Here is a 15,224-nt window from a genome sequence, read left to right on the forward strand (position 1 = left end):
GCAGCGTGGCGCATGACGGAGTATGGAATCCACGCCTCCCACGAGCAGATCCCGCCCGCCGACCTCCTCACCGCGATGATCGCCGCCGAGCGTGCCGGCTTCGACGCCGCCATGTGTTCCGACCACTTCTCCCCCTGGAGCGAACGGCAGGGCGAGTCGGCCTTCGCCTGGTCCTGGCTCGGCGCCGCGCTTCAGGCCACCGGCCTCACCTTCGGCGTCGTGAACGCCCCCGGGCAGCGCTACCACCCGGCGATCGTCGCCCAGGCGATCGGGACCCTCGGCGCGATGTTCCCGGGCCGGTTCTGGGCCGCGCTCGGCAGCGGCGAGTACAGCAACGAGCACATCACCGGCGAGCAGTGGCCGCGCAAGGAGGTCCGCGACGCCCGCCTGCGCGAGTGCGTGGACGTCATCCGCGACCTGCTCGACGGGAAGACGGTCACCCATGACGGCCTGGTGACCGTCGACCGTGCCCGCCTCTGGACCCGCCCGGACACCCCGCCGCCGCTGATCGGCGCGGCGGTGAGCACCGGTACGGCGGCCCGGTGCGCGGAGTGGGCGGACGGCCTGGTCACGGTCAACGCCCCCGAGGACCACCTGCGCGAGATGATCGCGGCGTACCGTGACGCGGGTGGACGCGGACCGGTCTGCCTACAGGTCCACCTGAGCTGGGCGCCGACCGAGGAGGAGGCGGAGGCGATCGCCCACGACCAGTGGCGCAGCAACGTCTTCGGCCCGCCCGTCTCCTGGGACCTGGAACTGGTGGAGCACTTCGACGTCGTCTCCGAGCACGTCACCGTCGAGCAGGTGCGCGGTGTGGTCAACGTCTCCGCCGACCTCGACCGGCACGTCGACTGGCTGCGCGGCTACGCGGACCTCGGCTTCGACCGCGTCTACCTGCACCATGTGGGCCAGGACCTGCTGCCGTTCATCGACGCCTTCGGGGCCAAGGTCCTGCCCGCACTGCGCTGACGTCGACCGCGACCCGTCGTACGGCGGGCGTGCCGGGGACGCCGGCGCCCGGCCCGCCCGCCGCTCGTCACTCCTGCCGGGTGCGCCGGATCGCCTCGGCGATCCGCTTGACGTGTCCGGGAGACCAGCCATCGGTTGCGCGTGGCCTGGAAAATGGGTACGAAACCGCCCGGACGGGGTGCGAGGCTGGGCGGATGACCCGTACGCACACCGTGGTCCTGGTCGAAGGGCTCAGCGACAAGGCGGCCGTCGAAGCCCTGGCCGGCCGCCGGGGCCGGGACCTCGACGCCGAGGGCATCTCGCTGGTGGCGATGGGTGGCGCCACGAACATCGGGACGTACATCGGCAGGTTCGGCCCTTCCGGGCGCGACCTGCGGCTGGCCGGCCTGTGCGACGCCGGCGAAGTGGGCGCCTTCCAGAGGGCGCTCGAACGTGCCGGCCTCGGGTCCGGTCTCGACCGGAGCGCTCTGGAGGCGCTCGGGTTCTTCGTCTGCGTGGCCGACCTGGAGGACGAACTGATCCGCGCCCTCGGCACCGCCGCGGTCGAACGCGTCATCGACGCCGGAGGCGAACTCGGCTCGTTCCGCACGCTCCAGAAGCAACCCGGGTGGCGCGAGCGCAGCACGCACGACCAGCTACGCCGCTTCATGGGATCAGGCAGCGGCCGCAAGATCCGCTACTCAGGCCCGCTCGTCGCGGCGCTGGACCCCGCTCGCGTCCCCCGCCCACTGGACGCACTGCTGGCCCACCTGTGAGCCGCTGTGCGAGCCAGGGCGTGGGCGGCGCGAATCGCGGGACTCGCACTCCGCAGTCAGCAGCCGTCGCCCGTCTCGTTGCGCAGCTTGAGGATGTAGGCCGCGGTGAGCGCGACGGCACGGTCGTCGTCATGGGACAGGTCCGCGAGGACGCGTGACGTCGTGGGTCCCGGGATGTCCGCGAGCGCCTGCGCCAGCCGTAGACGTACGGGCGCGTCCTGGGTGCCGTGGGAGATGCGGTCGGCGAGCCCGGTGGCGATCCGATCCGCCAGCGCGGGATCAGCCGCAAGGGCACTCAGCGCATCGGCCGCGTCGACGTCGTTCGTCCCCTCGACGACCATGTCGGTGAGTGCCGGGACCGCGTCGGCCACTCCACGTGCCCCGAGCGCCAGAGCCGCGCACCCGCGGACCACGGCGTCGGGGCTCGTGAGGGCGTCCCGCAGCAATGTGGTCGCCGCATCGTCCGGAATCTCGGCGATGGACTGGACGGCACGTCGCCGCACCTCGGCCACCGGTGAGCCGAGGCCCTCCGCGAGCAGTCCCAGCGCGCCGTCGCCCGATCGCGCCAGAGCCCATCGAAGGGCTCCGGCGACGTTCGGGTCCGCCTCGCTCAACACGGCCTCGGCCAGGGCTTCCACCGGCACCGCAACCTCGTCGGCCGAGGACAGGGCCGCGCGCTGGCGCTTTCCGGCGCTGTCCGACCCCAGAGCCTGGAGGAGCGCCACGATTCGCAGGACGTCCTCCCAGCCGGAGGGTTCCGCGGCACCGATCCGGCGCAGCCGCGTGAGCAGTTCCGTCTCGGCCGCGATACGTTCTCGCGACTGGCGGATGAGGTCCTCGACGAGCTCCGAGGGCGTGAAGCCGGGATCGTCCAGCGCACGCCCGACCTCACGCAGCGACAGCCCCAACGACCGCAGGCTTTCGACATGGAAGATCCGCCGGATGTCCTCTGCGGAGTACTCCCGATAGCCGGCCTCGGTGCGGCCCGTCGGCCGCACCAGGCCGAGCGACTCGTAATGCCTGAGCATCCGTGCACTTACCCCGGACCGTCGAGCCACATCCCCGATCAGCACCGCCTGTCACCCCTCCTGGCCGGGCGCGCCGAGGACCGCGACGCGCTTCGCCTCCTCGATCGCGAACTCGAATCCCGCGTCGGGGTCGCGCAGCAGCCGTTCCGTGGCGATCGCGTGCTGACGCACGCGAGGGTCGGGATCCGTCGTCGCGACGCGCAGAATCGGCATGATCACCTCACCGAGCGCGACCAGCGCCCGGCTGAGGCTCAACCGCGTCTCACGCTCGCCGCGTCCGAGCTGTGTCGCCAGCACTCCCGCCAATTCGGACTCCTCGCCTTCGGGCACGAGTACGACCGCCGCTCGCCAGGCGCTCCGCGCCACCTCGTCGTCGCCGTCGGTCAGCAGGCCTCGTGTGATCGCCGGCCACGCCCGCCGATCCCCGATCTTGGACAGCGTGTGCAACGCCTGGCTTCGTGCCTGCGCGCGCTCCGAGCGGAGTTCGTCGACGAGCTTCGGAACCGTGATCGATGACGAGTGGCGGGTGAGCGCCCAGGTAAGCATGTCACGCACGTAGAAATCGGGCTCGATCGCGCACCGTTCGACGAGCCTGTCGATGAACCTCGGGTCCGGGGTCGTACCGGCCGCGAGCACCGCCTGCAGCCGCACCGACGAGCTGCCGTTCTCCAGCCCCTGGAGAGCTCGCATGGTGTTCGTGTCCTCTTCGGGCATGGTCATCGGGACCACCTCCTCGGCCACAGTGAAGGCCCTGCCACTGTGTCAAGGTCAAGCGAGGTCACCGCATGAGATGTGTTCCGAGGCTCTCGGACCGGTCAGCACCGGGGGTTCGGTGCGGGTGCCGGAGGAGGTCGGGGCGGACCACGCATGAGGTGCGCACCACCACTCCCCTCCAGTTTCACTGTATATCAGATCCGCGGACCTCATGAGGCGCAAAAAATTGCTTCATACTGCCCGTTGCGAACCGATCCGACGAGCGATGGAGCAGCGGAAATGCGCTACGTGATGGGTTTCGAGCAAATCGACTCGGCGAATGTCGGGGACGTCGGCGGAAAGGGGGTGCACCTTGGGGAGCTCTCGCGAATCGACGGCGTCCGCGTGCCGGACGGCTTCTGCGTCACGACGGATGCCTTCCAGCGGGTCGTGGCCGAGGTGCCGTCGATCGACGCCCAGCTTGATCTGCTGTCCCGCGTGCAACCGGACGACCGCGCGGCGATCCGCGCCCTGAGCGCGGACGTCCGCCGCGTCGTCGAAGACGTCGCGATGCCCGGCGATCTCGTGGCGGCGATCGGCGAATCGCTCGCCCGGCTCGGCGAGCAGGACGCCTACGCGGTACGGTCCAGCGCGACGGCCGAGGACCTGCCGACCGCGTCCTTCGCCGGCCAGCAGGACTCGTACCTGAACATCGTGGGCCTGGCGGAGATCCTCCGGCACGTCCGGCGGTGCTGGGCCTCGCTGTTCACCGAACGGGCGGTGACCTACCGGCGCCGTAACGGCTTCGACCACCGGAAGGTACGGATGGCCGTGGTCGTACAGCGGATGGTGTTCCCGGACGCGGCCGGGATCCTGTTCACCGCGGACCCCGTGACCTCGAACCGGAAGATCGCCACCGTGGAAGCCGGTTGGGGGCTCGGCGAGGCGCTCGTCTCCGGCCTGGTCTCCGGCGACGTCTACGCGGTGCGCGACGACCAAATCGTCACCAGAACGATCGCCACCAAGCCGCGGATCGTCCGGGCGTCACCCGGAGGCGGCACCCAGGACGCACCGGTCGAGCCGCAGCGGCAGACGCAGCCGGCTCTGACGGACGCGCAGGTCGTACGCCTGGTGCGGCTGGGCCGGCGGATCGAGGCGTACTTCGGCCGGCCCCAGGACATCGAGTGGTGCCTGGCCGGCGACGAGTTCCACATCGTCCAGAGCCGGCCGATCACCACCCTGTTCCCCGTCCCCGCGACCGACGACCAGGACAACCACCTCTACGTCTCCGTCGGTCACCAGCAGATGATGACCGACGCGATGAAGCCGCTGGGACTGTCCCTGTGGCAGCTGACGACCCCCCGGCCGATGCACGAGGCGGGCGGACGGTTGTTCGTCGACGTCGCCCCCGTCCTGGCGACGTCCGCGGGCCGCGCGAACCTCATCGGGACGCTGGGGAGGTCCGACCCGCTGATCCGGGACGCGCTGCAGACCGTCGTCGACCGCGGCGACTTCCTCCGCCTGATTCCCGACGAGGACGCCGGCCCCGCACCGGCCGGTGACGCGCCCGCTCCGATCGAGACCGATCCGGACATCGTCACCGAGCTGATCCGGAACAACCAGACGTCCGTCGCCACCCTGCGGCGCGAGATCCAGGGCCTCTCCGGCCCGGTGCTGCTCGACTTCATCCGCACCGACATCGAAGAGCTCAGGCGCCTTCTGTTCGACCGGCGGGGCTTCCAGGTGATCATGGCGGGGATGGAGGCGGCCTGGTGGCTCAACGACCAGCTCGAGGCATGGCTGGGCGAGAAGAACGCGGCCGACGTGCTCACGCAATCCGTCCCCCACAACGTCACGTCGGAGATGGGGCTGGCGCTCCTCGACGTCGCGGACGCGGTCCGGCCGCACGCGGAGGTCGTGGCGTTCCTGCACCGCGTCGCGGACGAGGGCCGGGAGGGAGACGGCTTCCTGGACGAGCTCGCCGGGCTGCCCGGGGGACGGGAAGCACGTGACGCCATCCGGGGCTACCTCGACGAGTACGGCATGCGCTGCACGGGTGAGATCGACATCACCAGGACGCGCTGGAGCGAGCAACCCGCCACGCTCGTGCCCAGCATCCTCGGCAACGTCAGGAACTTCGAGCCGGGCGCCGGCAAGCGGCGCTTCGAACAAGGACTCCAGGAGTCACTGCGGAAGGAAGAGGAGCTGCTGACGCGGTTGCGCGCCCTGCCCGACGGGGAGCAGAAGGCCGAAGAGACCAAGCGGATGATCGACCGCGTCCGCACCTTCGCCGGATACCGCGAGTACCCCAAGTACGGCATGGTCAGCCGCTACTTCGTCTACAAGCAGGCGTTGCTGCGGGAGGCCGATCGCCTCGTCCAGGCCGGCGTCCTGCGGGAGAAGGACGACATCTTCTTCCTCCGGTTCGAGGAGCTGCGTGAGGTCGTGCGCACCGACGCCGTGGACGCCGAACTCATCCTGGAAAGACGGGAGGCGTTCCGGTCGTACGAGGCGCTCACGCCGCCCCGGGTCCTCACGTCGGACGGCGAGGTCGTCACCGGCCGGTACCTGCGCGACGACGCCCCGCCCGGCGCGCTGGTGGGCCTCCCGGTCTCGGCCGGGACCGTCGAAGGCCGTGCCCGTGTCATCACGGACATGGCGCGGGCCGACCTCGAAGCGGGCGACATCCTGGTCACCACCTACACCGACCCCAGCTGGACCCCCCTGTTCGTCTCCGTCGCCGGACTGGTGACGGAGGTGGGCGGCCTCATGACGCACGGGGCGGTGATCGCGCGAGAGTACGGCCTGCCGGCCGTCGTGGGAGTGGAGCAGGCCACCCGGTTGATCCTCGACGGCCAGCGGATCCGCGTCCACGGAACCGACGGGTACGTCCAGATCCTCGACTGAACCATCACGTCGAGATGCCAGGGGCTCGTCTCGGGGTAGAGACGAGCAGGGTCTCAGCCGTCGCGTTGCTTGAGACGGAGCGCTTCCTTGCGGGTCTCGGCCTGGACGGCCCGCTCGCGCTCCAGCCACGGTGGGTTCTCCGCTTTCAGCGCCTCGATCTCAGCGGTGGTGAGCGGTCCGGTGATCCCGCCTCTGATCAGGCCGGAGATGGAGATCCTGAGCTTCGCGGCGATGACCTGCTTGGGGTGCGGGCCGTTGCGGCGCAGTTCGGTGAGCCAGGCGGGTGGCGTCGACTGCAACTCGTTCAGCTCGTCCCTGGAGACGACACCCGCCTGGAACTCGGCGGGAGTGGCCGAGAGGAGAACACCCAGCTTCTTGGCCGCGGTCGCGGGCTTCATCGTCTGGATGGTCTTCGGTCTGGACGAGGTCATGGCGCCAAGCGTAGTCAGTCGGAACGGGTTCCCCTGACATCGATACCCTGGGCAAGTGAATGATGGGGAGACCGGCAGGGTGTTCCGGCTGGCGTACGTGCCCGGGGTGACACCCGCGAAATGGGTCGGCATCTGGACCGAGAGGATGCCCCATGTGCCGGTCGACCTGGTCGCGGTTCCCGCCGCCGAGGTGGGGGACCTCCTGCGGGACGGCGGCGCCGACGCCGGCTTCGTCAGGCTGCCGGTCGACCGGAGCGGGCTCAGCGTGATCCCTCTCTACGTGGAGACCACGGTCGTCGTAGTGCCCAAGGACCACGCGGTGGCCGCCGTCGACGAGGTGGCCACCGCCGACCTGACCGACGACGAGGTGCTCCATCCTCTGGACGACACCATCGAGTGGACGGACCGGCCCGGGCTGCCCGCGTTCACCCGCCCGGCCACGACGGCGGACGCGGTCGAACTGGTGGCGGCCGGCACCGGGCTCCTCCTGGTCCCGCATTCGCTGGCGCGCCTCCACCACCGCAGGGACCTCACGTACCGGCCGGTGCCGGACGCGCCGCAGTCCCAGGTCGCGCTGGCCTGGCCCACGGACGCGACCACCGACCTGGTGGAAGATTTCATCGGCATCGTCCGGGGCCGGACGGTGAACAGCTCGCGGGGTCGTGCCCCCGACTCCCAAGCAGCGAAACCGGCCCGGCGGCAGGCACAGAAACCCGTACAGAACGGCTCCGGCCGCCGTGCCGTACCGGCCAGCCGTAAAAGAAAGGGCCACCGGCCTCGGTGACCTCGCCCGCGCTTTTCCTGCCGTTCGCGCGAGGCGTGGGTCACGCTGTCATGTCCCCTCACGCAAGGCGTTCGCGCGAGCGGCCTCCGCCTCCTCGCCCAGCAGGTAGTGCACGGTCGTACCCGGCAGAGTGGGCAGCTCCGCCCAGTGGGTGATCGGATCGTCGAATTCCAGCGTTTCATCACGATCCCGGCCGTAGGGCAGGCGGACGACACCATCGGAGTCGACGAAGCAGTCGCGGTATTCACGCCCGTCCTCGGCGAAGTGACGGGTGGTGAAGTACATCGGCCTCACCAGCCAGAATTCCTGCCCGGCGCCCGGATCGCGCTCGTCCGCATCGTCGGACGCGAAACGGCCCGTGATCGCGGCGGCCACGGGCACGCCGTCCCCCGGCAGCCTCTCCCGTGAGTCCACCCACTCCACCTCCGCGCGCATGTTCATCCCGGCTCCGATCTTCTGTCAGGTACGGCCATCCTGGCATTCCGCCCTTGTCCCGCCCGCTCAGCGCCGGCCTCAGCTCCTACTCACTCGATGTTCGCTGGGGGAAAGCCCTACCGTGATGTGTCGAACCCTCCGTTTATGGGGAGCTGCTGAGGTTGAGTGCGATTCGCAGGCCTTTGTTGCTGGTCCTCTGCCTGCTGCTGGCCGGACCCGCACTCCATGCGTCAGCGGCTGGACCGCCGAAATGGCCGTACGCGTCGAAACCGTGCGAGGAGACGGCCAGAACGCCTGTTCCTCGCTCGTTCGGGCCTCCTGTGGCCCTCGGGGGTGACGGGCACACCAATGTGACGGGGGTGGCCATCGGCCTGCTGGGGTCGCGTCCCGTCGCGGTCAGCGCCGGGGACGAAGGCAGTCTGCGGGTCTGGGACCTTCCGACCCTCGCCCCGATCGGAGAGCCGGTCAAGGTCGGTGGACCGATCAGGGCGATCACTACGAGTTCGTTTCCGGAACACCCACTGACGCTGTTCGTCAAGGTGGGCCGTTCAGAAAAGACGATCATCGTACGACGGTTCCAGGGGCAACCGCTCAGAGGGACCAGCGGGGACGCCAGAGGTGCCGCGATCGGCCGCCTGAACGGTCGCACCGTGAAGGTCACCGCTGGTGACGAGCTCCACGTGGTCGACGCGGGGACCGGGCGGGAGATCGGGCCGCGCATCCTGCTGGGAGAGGACAACGGAGTTAACGCGCTCGAACTCGTCACTCTGCACGGCAGACTCACTGCTGTGGTCAACGACAACGGCGGTGACGAGAACGAACCGGGACCGGATCCCCTCCGTTTCGTGGACCTGGCCAGCGGTAGACGACTCGTGGGAATCGACGGTGATTTCACCACCGTGCGAAAGGCGAGGGTGAACGGGAAGACCGTACTTCTGACCGTCAACCGGCCCGCGGGCAGCATCTCCATATGGGACCCCGTCTCGCGCAAGCAGATCGGGCTCCTGCCCGGCAATCCACCGGCACCCAGTGCTCTGGGCGGCGAATCCTACGGATTTTCGCGGCCGGCCTTCATCGAGGTCTCACTGGCCGTGGGGGAACTGGCCGACCGGCCGATCGCGATCACCGGAGGCGGTGACAACACCGTCCGGCTCTGGGACCTCGGCACCGCCCGGCAGCTTGCCGCGACCGTTCCGCCCGGTCACACCGACTCCATTCTGGCGATCGCGGTCAGCGAGTCGGCCGGCCGACCGGTGGCGATCACCCAGGGCTGGGACGGCCAGACGATCCAATGGGATCTCGCCACGGGTCGGAGGGTCGCCGCTCCACCGCCAGACACCTACGGCTCCCTCGAAGACATCCCGGCCGATCGCCTGCGTGATCGCACTGTCGTCGCAGACCGAGCGGGAGGCGGACGATTCCGGGATCTCGTCGCCTCCAGCCTGGAGGAGGCTCTCCGCGCCAGGGACGAAAGGACAGCGCCGTGGGTCACCCAGGTCGGTGATCGCACCGTGCTGTTCGGCAGGGATGGAGCCAGAGCATGGATCAAGGACCTCGCCACGGGTGCGGGAATCGGAGCCCCGGTGAAGATCGGTGCCACTACTCCACTACAGCTCACGACTCTGGCCGAAATCGACGGCAGGCCGGTTCTCCTCGTCAGCCTGAAGGGAACGACCCGCATTCTGGACTTCCAGAGCGGCCACCTCCTCGGCGAGGTGAGCGGGGTCAGCTCCAGTGAATCCCCGATCGCGGTGGCCCGCGTACGCTGTACGACCGGTGTCCTCACCAGACGCAGCAGTCGCCTCTATTTCTGGGATCTGCGGACCGGTCGCAGACTGACACCCACTCTCCGGGGGCATGGCACACGCGTCCTCCAAATCCTGACTGGACGGCTCGGCGACATCCCGATCGCGGTGACCGCCGCCCTGGGCGGCGAAATCCGTGTGTGGAACCTGCTCGACGGACGGCAGATCGGCGATCCGCTAAGGGCTCACAACCGGTTGGTCGTCATGGCGCTCGGCTACGTGAACGGGCACACCGTCGTGCTTGCCGGGGGAAAAGCCGAGAAGGTCTTGATGTGGGATCTCGGTCGGTAGGCATGCGACCAGGAGGCATCTGAAGCATCCGCGCTGCCGCCGACCCGTCAACATCTGGCGCTCGGCCTGGCGGAAGCGCGACGCCGTCGCGCCCATCTCGTCGGCCACCGGCCCAGGGTTCAAACCCGATCAGGTCCAATTCGAATCAGCGTTCGACCACGTTCGGTGGCTGCGGACGCCTTGGTCGAAGGCGAGTGGCAGTCCGCCTCGCCGGCCTTGCACCGCCGGTTGCGCACTTCGTCGGCGCATTCGGGGATGGTGGTGCCAATGCCATGCCGGCGTGGTTCATGAAATCGCGAGCGCGTCATGAACGCCGTTATGCCCCCTCCCCCAGGGCGTTCACGCCAGCGGTCTTCGCCTCCTCGCCCACCAGGTAATGCACGGTCGCACCCAGCAGAGTGGGCAGTTCCGCCCAATCGGTAATCGGATCGTCACAGTCCCGCGGCTCGTCATGGTCCCGGCCGTAGGGCAGGCGAACGACACCGTCAGAGTCGACGAAACAGTCGCGGTACTCACGCCCGTCCTCGGCGAAGTGACGCGTGGTGAAGTACATCGGCCTCACCAGCCAGAATTCCTGCCCGGCTCCCGGATCGCGCTCGTCCGCATCGTCGGACGCGAAACGGCCCGTGATCGCGGCGGCCACGGGTATTCCGCGCCGCGTTCCGGGCGCGTCCACGGCGATTGTCACCCAGCGCGCCGCGCCTGCCATCAAGCCAGAAACTAGATCCACTGCACGCGAACGATATACACCTCGCGTTGGGGCTCCATGACGAGATAGGTCGCCAGCCCACGCTCTCCAAAGGGCATGACCCGCATGTTGCCGTCGGGCTTGCTTGGCGATTACGGCCCACCGGCCCAGGGCTCCAGCTCAACCAGGTCTAGTACCCCGGCCAGATACCGCAAGGCATACTCGGGAAGGGCCGCGATCTGTTCTTGAGCGACGGGATCGGGCTCGACGATCGAGTACACCTACCGCTCGACCCCACGCTCCGCCAGCAGTTGGCGCCACGTCTTATCGCCTCGAGGGATCGGCTGGCCGGCGTCAGCCAGTTCCTGGACGCGGGCAGCCCGCTCGTAGACGTCTCTACGCCCCTGCTGATCTTTGGCCGAGTCGCACGCGATCAGCCACCAGGTGTGGATGAACTCGCTCAATCGACCGAGGTCCAAGCTGGCGCGGACCTCAGCCAGGACGACATCAACACCTGCATCGAACCCATCCCGGTCCTGTGGCACGACCAACGCTCTACGGATGGCACGCAGGTTCTTCGTGAACTCCTGCGGTTGCGCGCTCATGCCGTCAGGGTATGTACAGGCACTCGATGCGGCCCAGGCAAACACAGGACTTGGGAAGGTGATTTGGCCCGCGGGCCGACGCGCGACTCCAGGACGTGACTCACCGACCACTGGGGCGGCACGAGCAGCGGCCACTGCCTGGCAGAGATCGAGATGAGAACCAGTGCCGTAGGGGCTGTGTCAGCGCCCCTCTCGGAGCGCAGGATCTCCTCATGCCGCTCGGCAAGGTCCAGCTCGGCTCGCTGAGAAACCTCACTACCTCGCCCGGAAAGGCTCAATCCGCGCGGTCGTAGGCTTCCTGCGACGCTGACACGTCGCCGAGGTGTGCGATCGACCACTCCTCCAGCGCGCGCAGCGGCTCGCGCAGGGAGCGACCCGCCTCGGTAAGTGTGTACTCGACGCGGACAGGAACCTCGGGGTAGACGGTGCGGCGCACGATCCCGTCCCGTTCGAGGCCGCGGAGAGTCTGGGTGAGCATCTTCTGCGAGATTCCCTCAATCCGTCGGCGCAACTCTGAGAAGCGGGCGCTGCCGTCCCAGAGGGCACCCACGATGAGCACCGTCCAACGGTCGCCGATGCGATCCAGGATGTGGCGGGTCGGGCAGTCCGCGCGGTAGGGGCTGCCGCCGAGCACCGACTCGGCCCGGGTGGTTACCACAAGGTGCCTTCTTCCGATAGGAGAGCTGCACTCATACGGTAATCGCAGAGCGTCGTCCGACGCCATCCGACCCATGGAAAGGCACCTCGTGTCTCGCATCACCGTCATCGGCGGCACCGGCTATGCCGGTTCTGCGATCGTCGCGGAGGCCGCCGCTCGCGGTCATCAGGTCACCGCACTGAGCCGCTCGCTCCCCGACGCGCCAATCCCGAACGTGACCTATGCCCAAGGTGACGCCGCCGACGAAGCAACGCTCTCGGCAGCCATTGAGGGCGCGGACGTCGTGGTGGCCGCACTCGCCCCACGCGGCCCGCTGGCCGGTATCTTCCGCGACGTATACAGCACCATCGCGCGTCTGGCAGATGGCGCAGGCGTACCCCTGTACGTCGTCGGCGGCTACTCGTCGCTGCGCCCGGCGCCCGGGGCGGCTCGCTTCGTAACCGACCTCAGCCACATCCCGGCAGAGCTTCATGACGAGATCCGCACCGGGGCGGCGCTCATCATCGAGGACCTCCCAGCTACGCCCGCGACACTCGACTGGGTCTTTGTGAGCCCCGCGCTCAGGTTCGGCGCACATATGCCCGGCGAACGGCTCGGCAGTTATCGCCTCGGCGACGACGTCGCAGTTCAGCCCGAGGACGGCGGCGCGATCTCCGCCGGCGACTACGCCCTCGGGTTCGTCGATCTGATCGAGAAAGGCGACCACCACAGGGCACATGTCAACATCGGCTACTGATTTCCGGGCGAGGTGGTGGTCACCTTCCGGTGTCCCAGACGCATACGGGTACGGCAACCGGCCACGGATAACGGTCGCTTACCGAGAAAACCTCACTAAACAAGACCGATTGCGTTCGCTAATGGCACGTTGATGGCACGAGCCCCGTTTTCCCTGATGGGAGACAAGGCTCTTTTCGCAGGTGGGCGGTACAGGGTTCGAACCGGTGACCCCTCGCTTGTAAGTCAACCCAGGAAGGGGCGGGACCAGCACCGGCACCCGCCCTCGCCTGGCTGTACGGTCCACCGTTGTCCACCGCCGTCCAGGCCCGTCCACGGCGATTGTCACCCAGATAGTCACTCAATAGTGCCGCTCTGCCTCAGAGGGAGGTCTTAGGGGAGTCGCCACACAGGCGGCATCTCCCCCTGGAGCGCCTAGCCGGGAGGGCAGGTGGGCGAAGCTCGGCCGCCCGCGTACCCGCCCCGACGCGGTGGCCGCCGATAAAGCCTATTCCTCCCGCGGCAACCGCGGCTACCTGCGCCGACGCCGGATCCGCGCGGTGATTCCGGAGAAGGCCGACCAGGCGGCCAACCGCAAGAAACGCGGCTCGCACGGTGGCCGCCCGGTCAGCCACGATCCGGACTTGTACAAGGAACGCAACACAGCGGAGCGCAGCATCAATCGGATCAAGGAGTGGCCTGGCCTGGCCTTCCGCTTCGACAAGACCCCCGAGAGTTATCTCGCCGGCCTTCACTTACGAGGTGCCATCTTGTGGATTCGGAGCCTCCGGCCCGCCTGAAGATCGGAACCTCGTACAGGCCCTAGCACACTGTTGTACCTCAAGAGAGACAATACACTACCCCTTCAGCCAGAGCCCATACCCCTATGAAAATGTGACCTCGACAAGTCAGCTAGAGCCATTCACAATCAGCAAGACGGCCTCTCGACCGCAGAGGGAATTCACCTGGACACTTGTTGAGAGATACCACTCTTAAGGGGAACATTCAACGTGGCCTTATTCAAAAGAGCAAATTCAGAACTCGACAGGCGCCCAATCGCCGACGCCATAAGTAGAAGATATCCCCACCTGACTAGGAGTCAAACAGAGCAGTTCGCTGACGAAATTATCAAGCAAATCGCCACAGCGATACGTACCGGAAAGAATCTGGCATTCATTGAGATGGTTGACGAGGACATCAAGATCGATGTCATCTCCCTGGTGGATCACGTTGTAAGCAACGCTATCACCAGGTAGACGGGGAGGATACCTTGGAGATCAAGCACCCTCCCGAACAGAAGTTACTCCGCTCCCTTGACGATAAGACCCATATCATGCAGGAGAGCGTCCGTCTCAGCCCCGACCAGCAAGGCGTCTACTCGAACGGCGACAGCAGGGGTGCGAGCGCTATCCAGCGATTAGCACTCGAGAGCGAGCACGAACAGCTTATTAAGTTGCGCGATCGCAACTTTATGTATGCACACATCGCACTATTCGCCGGCCTAGCCTGTGCAATAAGTGGAGTTGTTTTAGTAGCAACCCAGACTAAGGACTTACAGGCCGGTTTGAGTATTGGGGCGACGAGCGCGACAGCCTCCGGCGTCATGCTATATCTAAGAGCCACATTCATGAAGACTGTGGACAAAACGCTTGACCATATCCAGAAGATGAGAGAAACGGCCAACAGGAGAGCATATCAAGACTCCCTTTGGGAGACCACTCAGCTCGCCATAGAGCGTGGCAGCCCTGGTTATACAACCGTCGTCAAGATCCTATTTTCGAATCAGTCTAACGAGGCCTAAAGAGGGCTGCGGCCCCTCAGATCTCTCACCTAAGACACTCGCGACCGCAATTCCATGCGTCACGCTTATGAACGAGCGCAACCCTCTGGGCACGGGACTCGGCGATCCGAGTTTCGCGATCACGCTGCGGCTCATCTCTCCTTCTCTAGCATGGATTCATGGCCACACTAGGCGAACGTATCCGCAGCGTCCGGAAGCGCCGGGGTCTGACTCAGCAGGGCCTCGCCGACCTCGCCGGCGTGTCCGCCTCACTCATCCGCAAGCTTGAGCAGGACGCCCGGAGAGACGTGCGGCTGGAAACACTGCGAAAGATCGCGGTGGCCCTCAAGGTGCCCACAACCTCGCTGATCGCCCGGCACGACGTCGAGCCAGCGGACGAGAAGACGCTCGACCTGTGGGCACCGGTACGGCGGGCGCTTTACGGCCTTGATGGTCCGCCCTCAGAGGCGCCGACCCGAGAAGGATTGCGCTCCGCTCTGGAAGCGTCGATGCCACTGTGGAAGCAGGACCGCTATTCGCAGATCGCGGCCATGTGTCAACGGACTCCCGATAGTGACCCCCAGCGGTTCCGGGAACTTTAACCCCCCGGGGTTGGCTCAGTCGCGGTTGGCGCGGTTCTCCTTGGCCAGCAGCTCGCGGCGTTGGCGGGTGCGGTAGGAG

16 protein-coding genes and 1 pseudogene are annotated in these 15,224 nt (G+C 67.3%); 9 read left to right on the forward strand and 8 right to left on the reverse strand.

Going from position 1 to position 15,224, the window contains the following annotated elements:
• Positions 1 to 12 precede the first annotated feature (12 nt).
• Both HHX37_RS08565 and HHX37_RS08570 read left to right on the forward strand, forming a co-directional pair.
• Positions 13 to 969 carry a TIGR03885 family FMN-dependent LLM class oxidoreductase gene (locus HHX37_RS08565; RefSeq protein WP_182882864.1) on the forward strand — a complete coding sequence of 319 codons (957 nt, stop codon included), beginning with the start codon at positions 13 to 15 and terminating at the stop codon, positions 967 to 969.
• Between the two features lie 194 nt (positions 970 to 1,163).
• On the forward strand, positions 1,164 to 1,724 hold the full coding sequence (locus HHX37_RS08570; RefSeq protein ID WP_182885021.1) for a TOPRIM nucleotidyl transferase/hydrolase domain-containing protein: 561 nt from the start codon (positions 1,164 to 1,166) through the stop codon (positions 1,722 to 1,724).
• A gap of 56 nt (positions 1,725 to 1,780) precedes the next feature.
• On the opposite strand, the gene HHX37_RS08575 is transcribed toward HHX37_RS08570, so the two are convergent.
• Both HHX37_RS08575 and HHX37_RS08580 read right to left on the reverse strand, forming a co-directional pair.
• Positions 1,781 to 2,797, reverse strand: a complete 1,017-nt coding sequence (locus HHX37_RS08575; RefSeq protein ID WP_182885022.1) for a HEAT repeat domain-containing protein — start codon at positions 2,795 to 2,797, stop codon at positions 1,781 to 1,783.
• Positions 2,798 to 2,803: 6 nt separating this feature from the next.
• Positions 2,804 to 3,472, reverse strand: coding sequence for a HEAT repeat domain-containing protein (locus HHX37_RS08580; RefSeq protein WP_182885023.1), 669 nt, complete (start codon positions 3,470 to 3,472; stop codon positions 2,804 to 2,806).
• A 273-nt stretch (positions 3,473 to 3,745) separates the two neighbouring features.
• Here HHX37_RS08580 and rph point away from each other — a divergent pair, with 273 nt between their 5' ends.
• Positions 3,746 to 6,352: a rifamycin-inactivating phosphotransferase gene (gene rph, locus HHX37_RS08585; protein WP_182885024.1), complete on the forward strand. Its 2,607-nt coding sequence runs from the start codon at positions 3,746 to 3,748 to the stop codon at positions 6,350 to 6,352.
• A 53-nt stretch (positions 6,353 to 6,405) separates the two neighbouring features.
• On the opposite strand, the gene HHX37_RS08590 is transcribed toward rph, so the two are convergent.
• Entirely contained in the window at positions 6,406 to 6,783 is a 378-nt protein-coding gene (locus HHX37_RS08590; RefSeq protein WP_182885025.1) for a DUF5997 family protein, read from the reverse strand.
• Between the two features lie 55 nt (positions 6,784 to 6,838).
• Between HHX37_RS08590 and HHX37_RS08595 the strand changes: the two genes are divergently transcribed.
• Complete coding sequence (locus HHX37_RS08595) at positions 6,839 to 7,567, forward strand: LysR family substrate-binding domain-containing protein (RefSeq protein ID WP_310740311.1); 729 nt, start codon at positions 6,839 to 6,841, stop codon at positions 7,565 to 7,567.
• A gap of 48 nt (positions 7,568 to 7,615) precedes the next feature.
• Here HHX37_RS08595 and HHX37_RS08600 read toward each other — a convergent pair whose 3' ends face one another.
• Complete coding sequence (locus tag HHX37_RS08600; protein ID WP_182885026.1) at positions 7,616 to 8,008, reverse strand: AQJ64_40280 family protein; 393 nt, start codon at positions 8,006 to 8,008, stop codon at positions 7,616 to 7,618.
• Between the two features lie 353 nt (positions 8,009 to 8,361).
• Here HHX37_RS08600 and HHX37_RS08605 point away from each other — a divergent pair, with 353 nt between their 5' ends.
• Positions 8,362 to 10,098, forward strand: coding sequence for a WD40 repeat domain-containing protein (locus HHX37_RS08605; protein ID WP_182885027.1), 1,737 nt, complete (start codon positions 8,362 to 8,364; stop codon positions 10,096 to 10,098).
• Between the two features lie 316 nt (positions 10,099 to 10,414).
• On the opposite strand, the gene HHX37_RS08610 is transcribed toward HHX37_RS08605, so the two are convergent.
• From HHX37_RS08610 to HHX37_RS08620, 3 genes are all read right to left on the reverse strand, one after another.
• A complete protein-coding gene (locus HHX37_RS08610; RefSeq protein ID WP_182885028.1) occupies positions 10,415 to 10,807 on the reverse strand; it encodes an AQJ64_40280 family protein in 393 nt (130 codons plus the stop codon).
• A 260-nt stretch (positions 10,808 to 11,067) separates the two neighbouring features.
• Positions 11,068 to 11,391, reverse strand: coding sequence for a DUF6247 family protein (locus HHX37_RS08615; RefSeq protein ID WP_182885029.1), 324 nt, complete (start codon positions 11,389 to 11,391; stop codon positions 11,068 to 11,070).
• A 274-nt stretch (positions 11,392 to 11,665) separates the two neighbouring features.
• On the reverse strand, positions 11,666 to 12,049 hold the full coding sequence (locus HHX37_RS08620) for a helix-turn-helix domain-containing protein (RefSeq protein ID WP_310740312.1): 384 nt from the start codon (positions 12,047 to 12,049) through the stop codon (positions 11,666 to 11,668).
• Between the two features lie 88 nt (positions 12,050 to 12,137).
• On the opposite strand from HHX37_RS08620, the gene HHX37_RS08625 reads away from it, so the two are divergent.
• Together HHX37_RS08625 and HHX37_RS08630 are read left to right on the forward strand one after the other, a co-directional pair.
• Positions 12,138 to 12,785: an NAD(P)-dependent oxidoreductase gene (locus HHX37_RS08625; RefSeq protein WP_182885030.1), complete on the forward strand. Its 648-nt coding sequence runs from the start codon at positions 12,138 to 12,140 to the stop codon at positions 12,783 to 12,785.
• 442 nt (positions 12,786 to 13,227) lie between these two features.
• Positions 13,228 to 13,563 (forward strand): annotated as a pseudogene (locus tag HHX37_RS08630) (transposase); the annotation flags it as partial.
• Between the two features lie 234 nt (positions 13,564 to 13,797).
• On the opposite strand, the gene HHX37_RS08635 reads toward HHX37_RS08630, so the two are convergent.
• Positions 13,798 to 13,992, reverse strand: coding sequence for a hypothetical protein (locus tag HHX37_RS08635; RefSeq protein WP_182885031.1), 195 nt, complete (start codon positions 13,990 to 13,992; stop codon positions 13,798 to 13,800).
• Positions 13,993 to 14,033: 41 nt separating this feature from the next.
• Here HHX37_RS08635 and HHX37_RS08640 point away from each other — a divergent pair, with 41 nt between their 5' ends.
• Both HHX37_RS08640 and HHX37_RS08645 read left to right on the forward strand, forming a co-directional pair.
• Positions 14,034 to 14,564: a hypothetical protein gene (locus HHX37_RS08640; RefSeq protein WP_182885032.1), complete on the forward strand. Its 531-nt coding sequence runs from the start codon at positions 14,034 to 14,036 to the stop codon at positions 14,562 to 14,564.
• 158 nt (positions 14,565 to 14,722) lie between these two features.
• Positions 14,723 to 15,145, forward strand: a complete 423-nt coding sequence (locus HHX37_RS08645) for a helix-turn-helix domain-containing protein (protein WP_182885033.1) — start codon at positions 14,723 to 14,725, stop codon at positions 15,143 to 15,145.
• The last annotated feature ends 79 nt before the right edge of the window (positions 15,146 to 15,224 follow it).

Origin of the sequence: Microbispora sp. H10885, assembly GCF_014161415.1 — a bacterium.
Classification (GTDB): Bacteria; Actinomycetota; Actinomycetes; order Streptosporangiales; family Streptosporangiaceae; genus Microbispora; species Microbispora triticiradicis.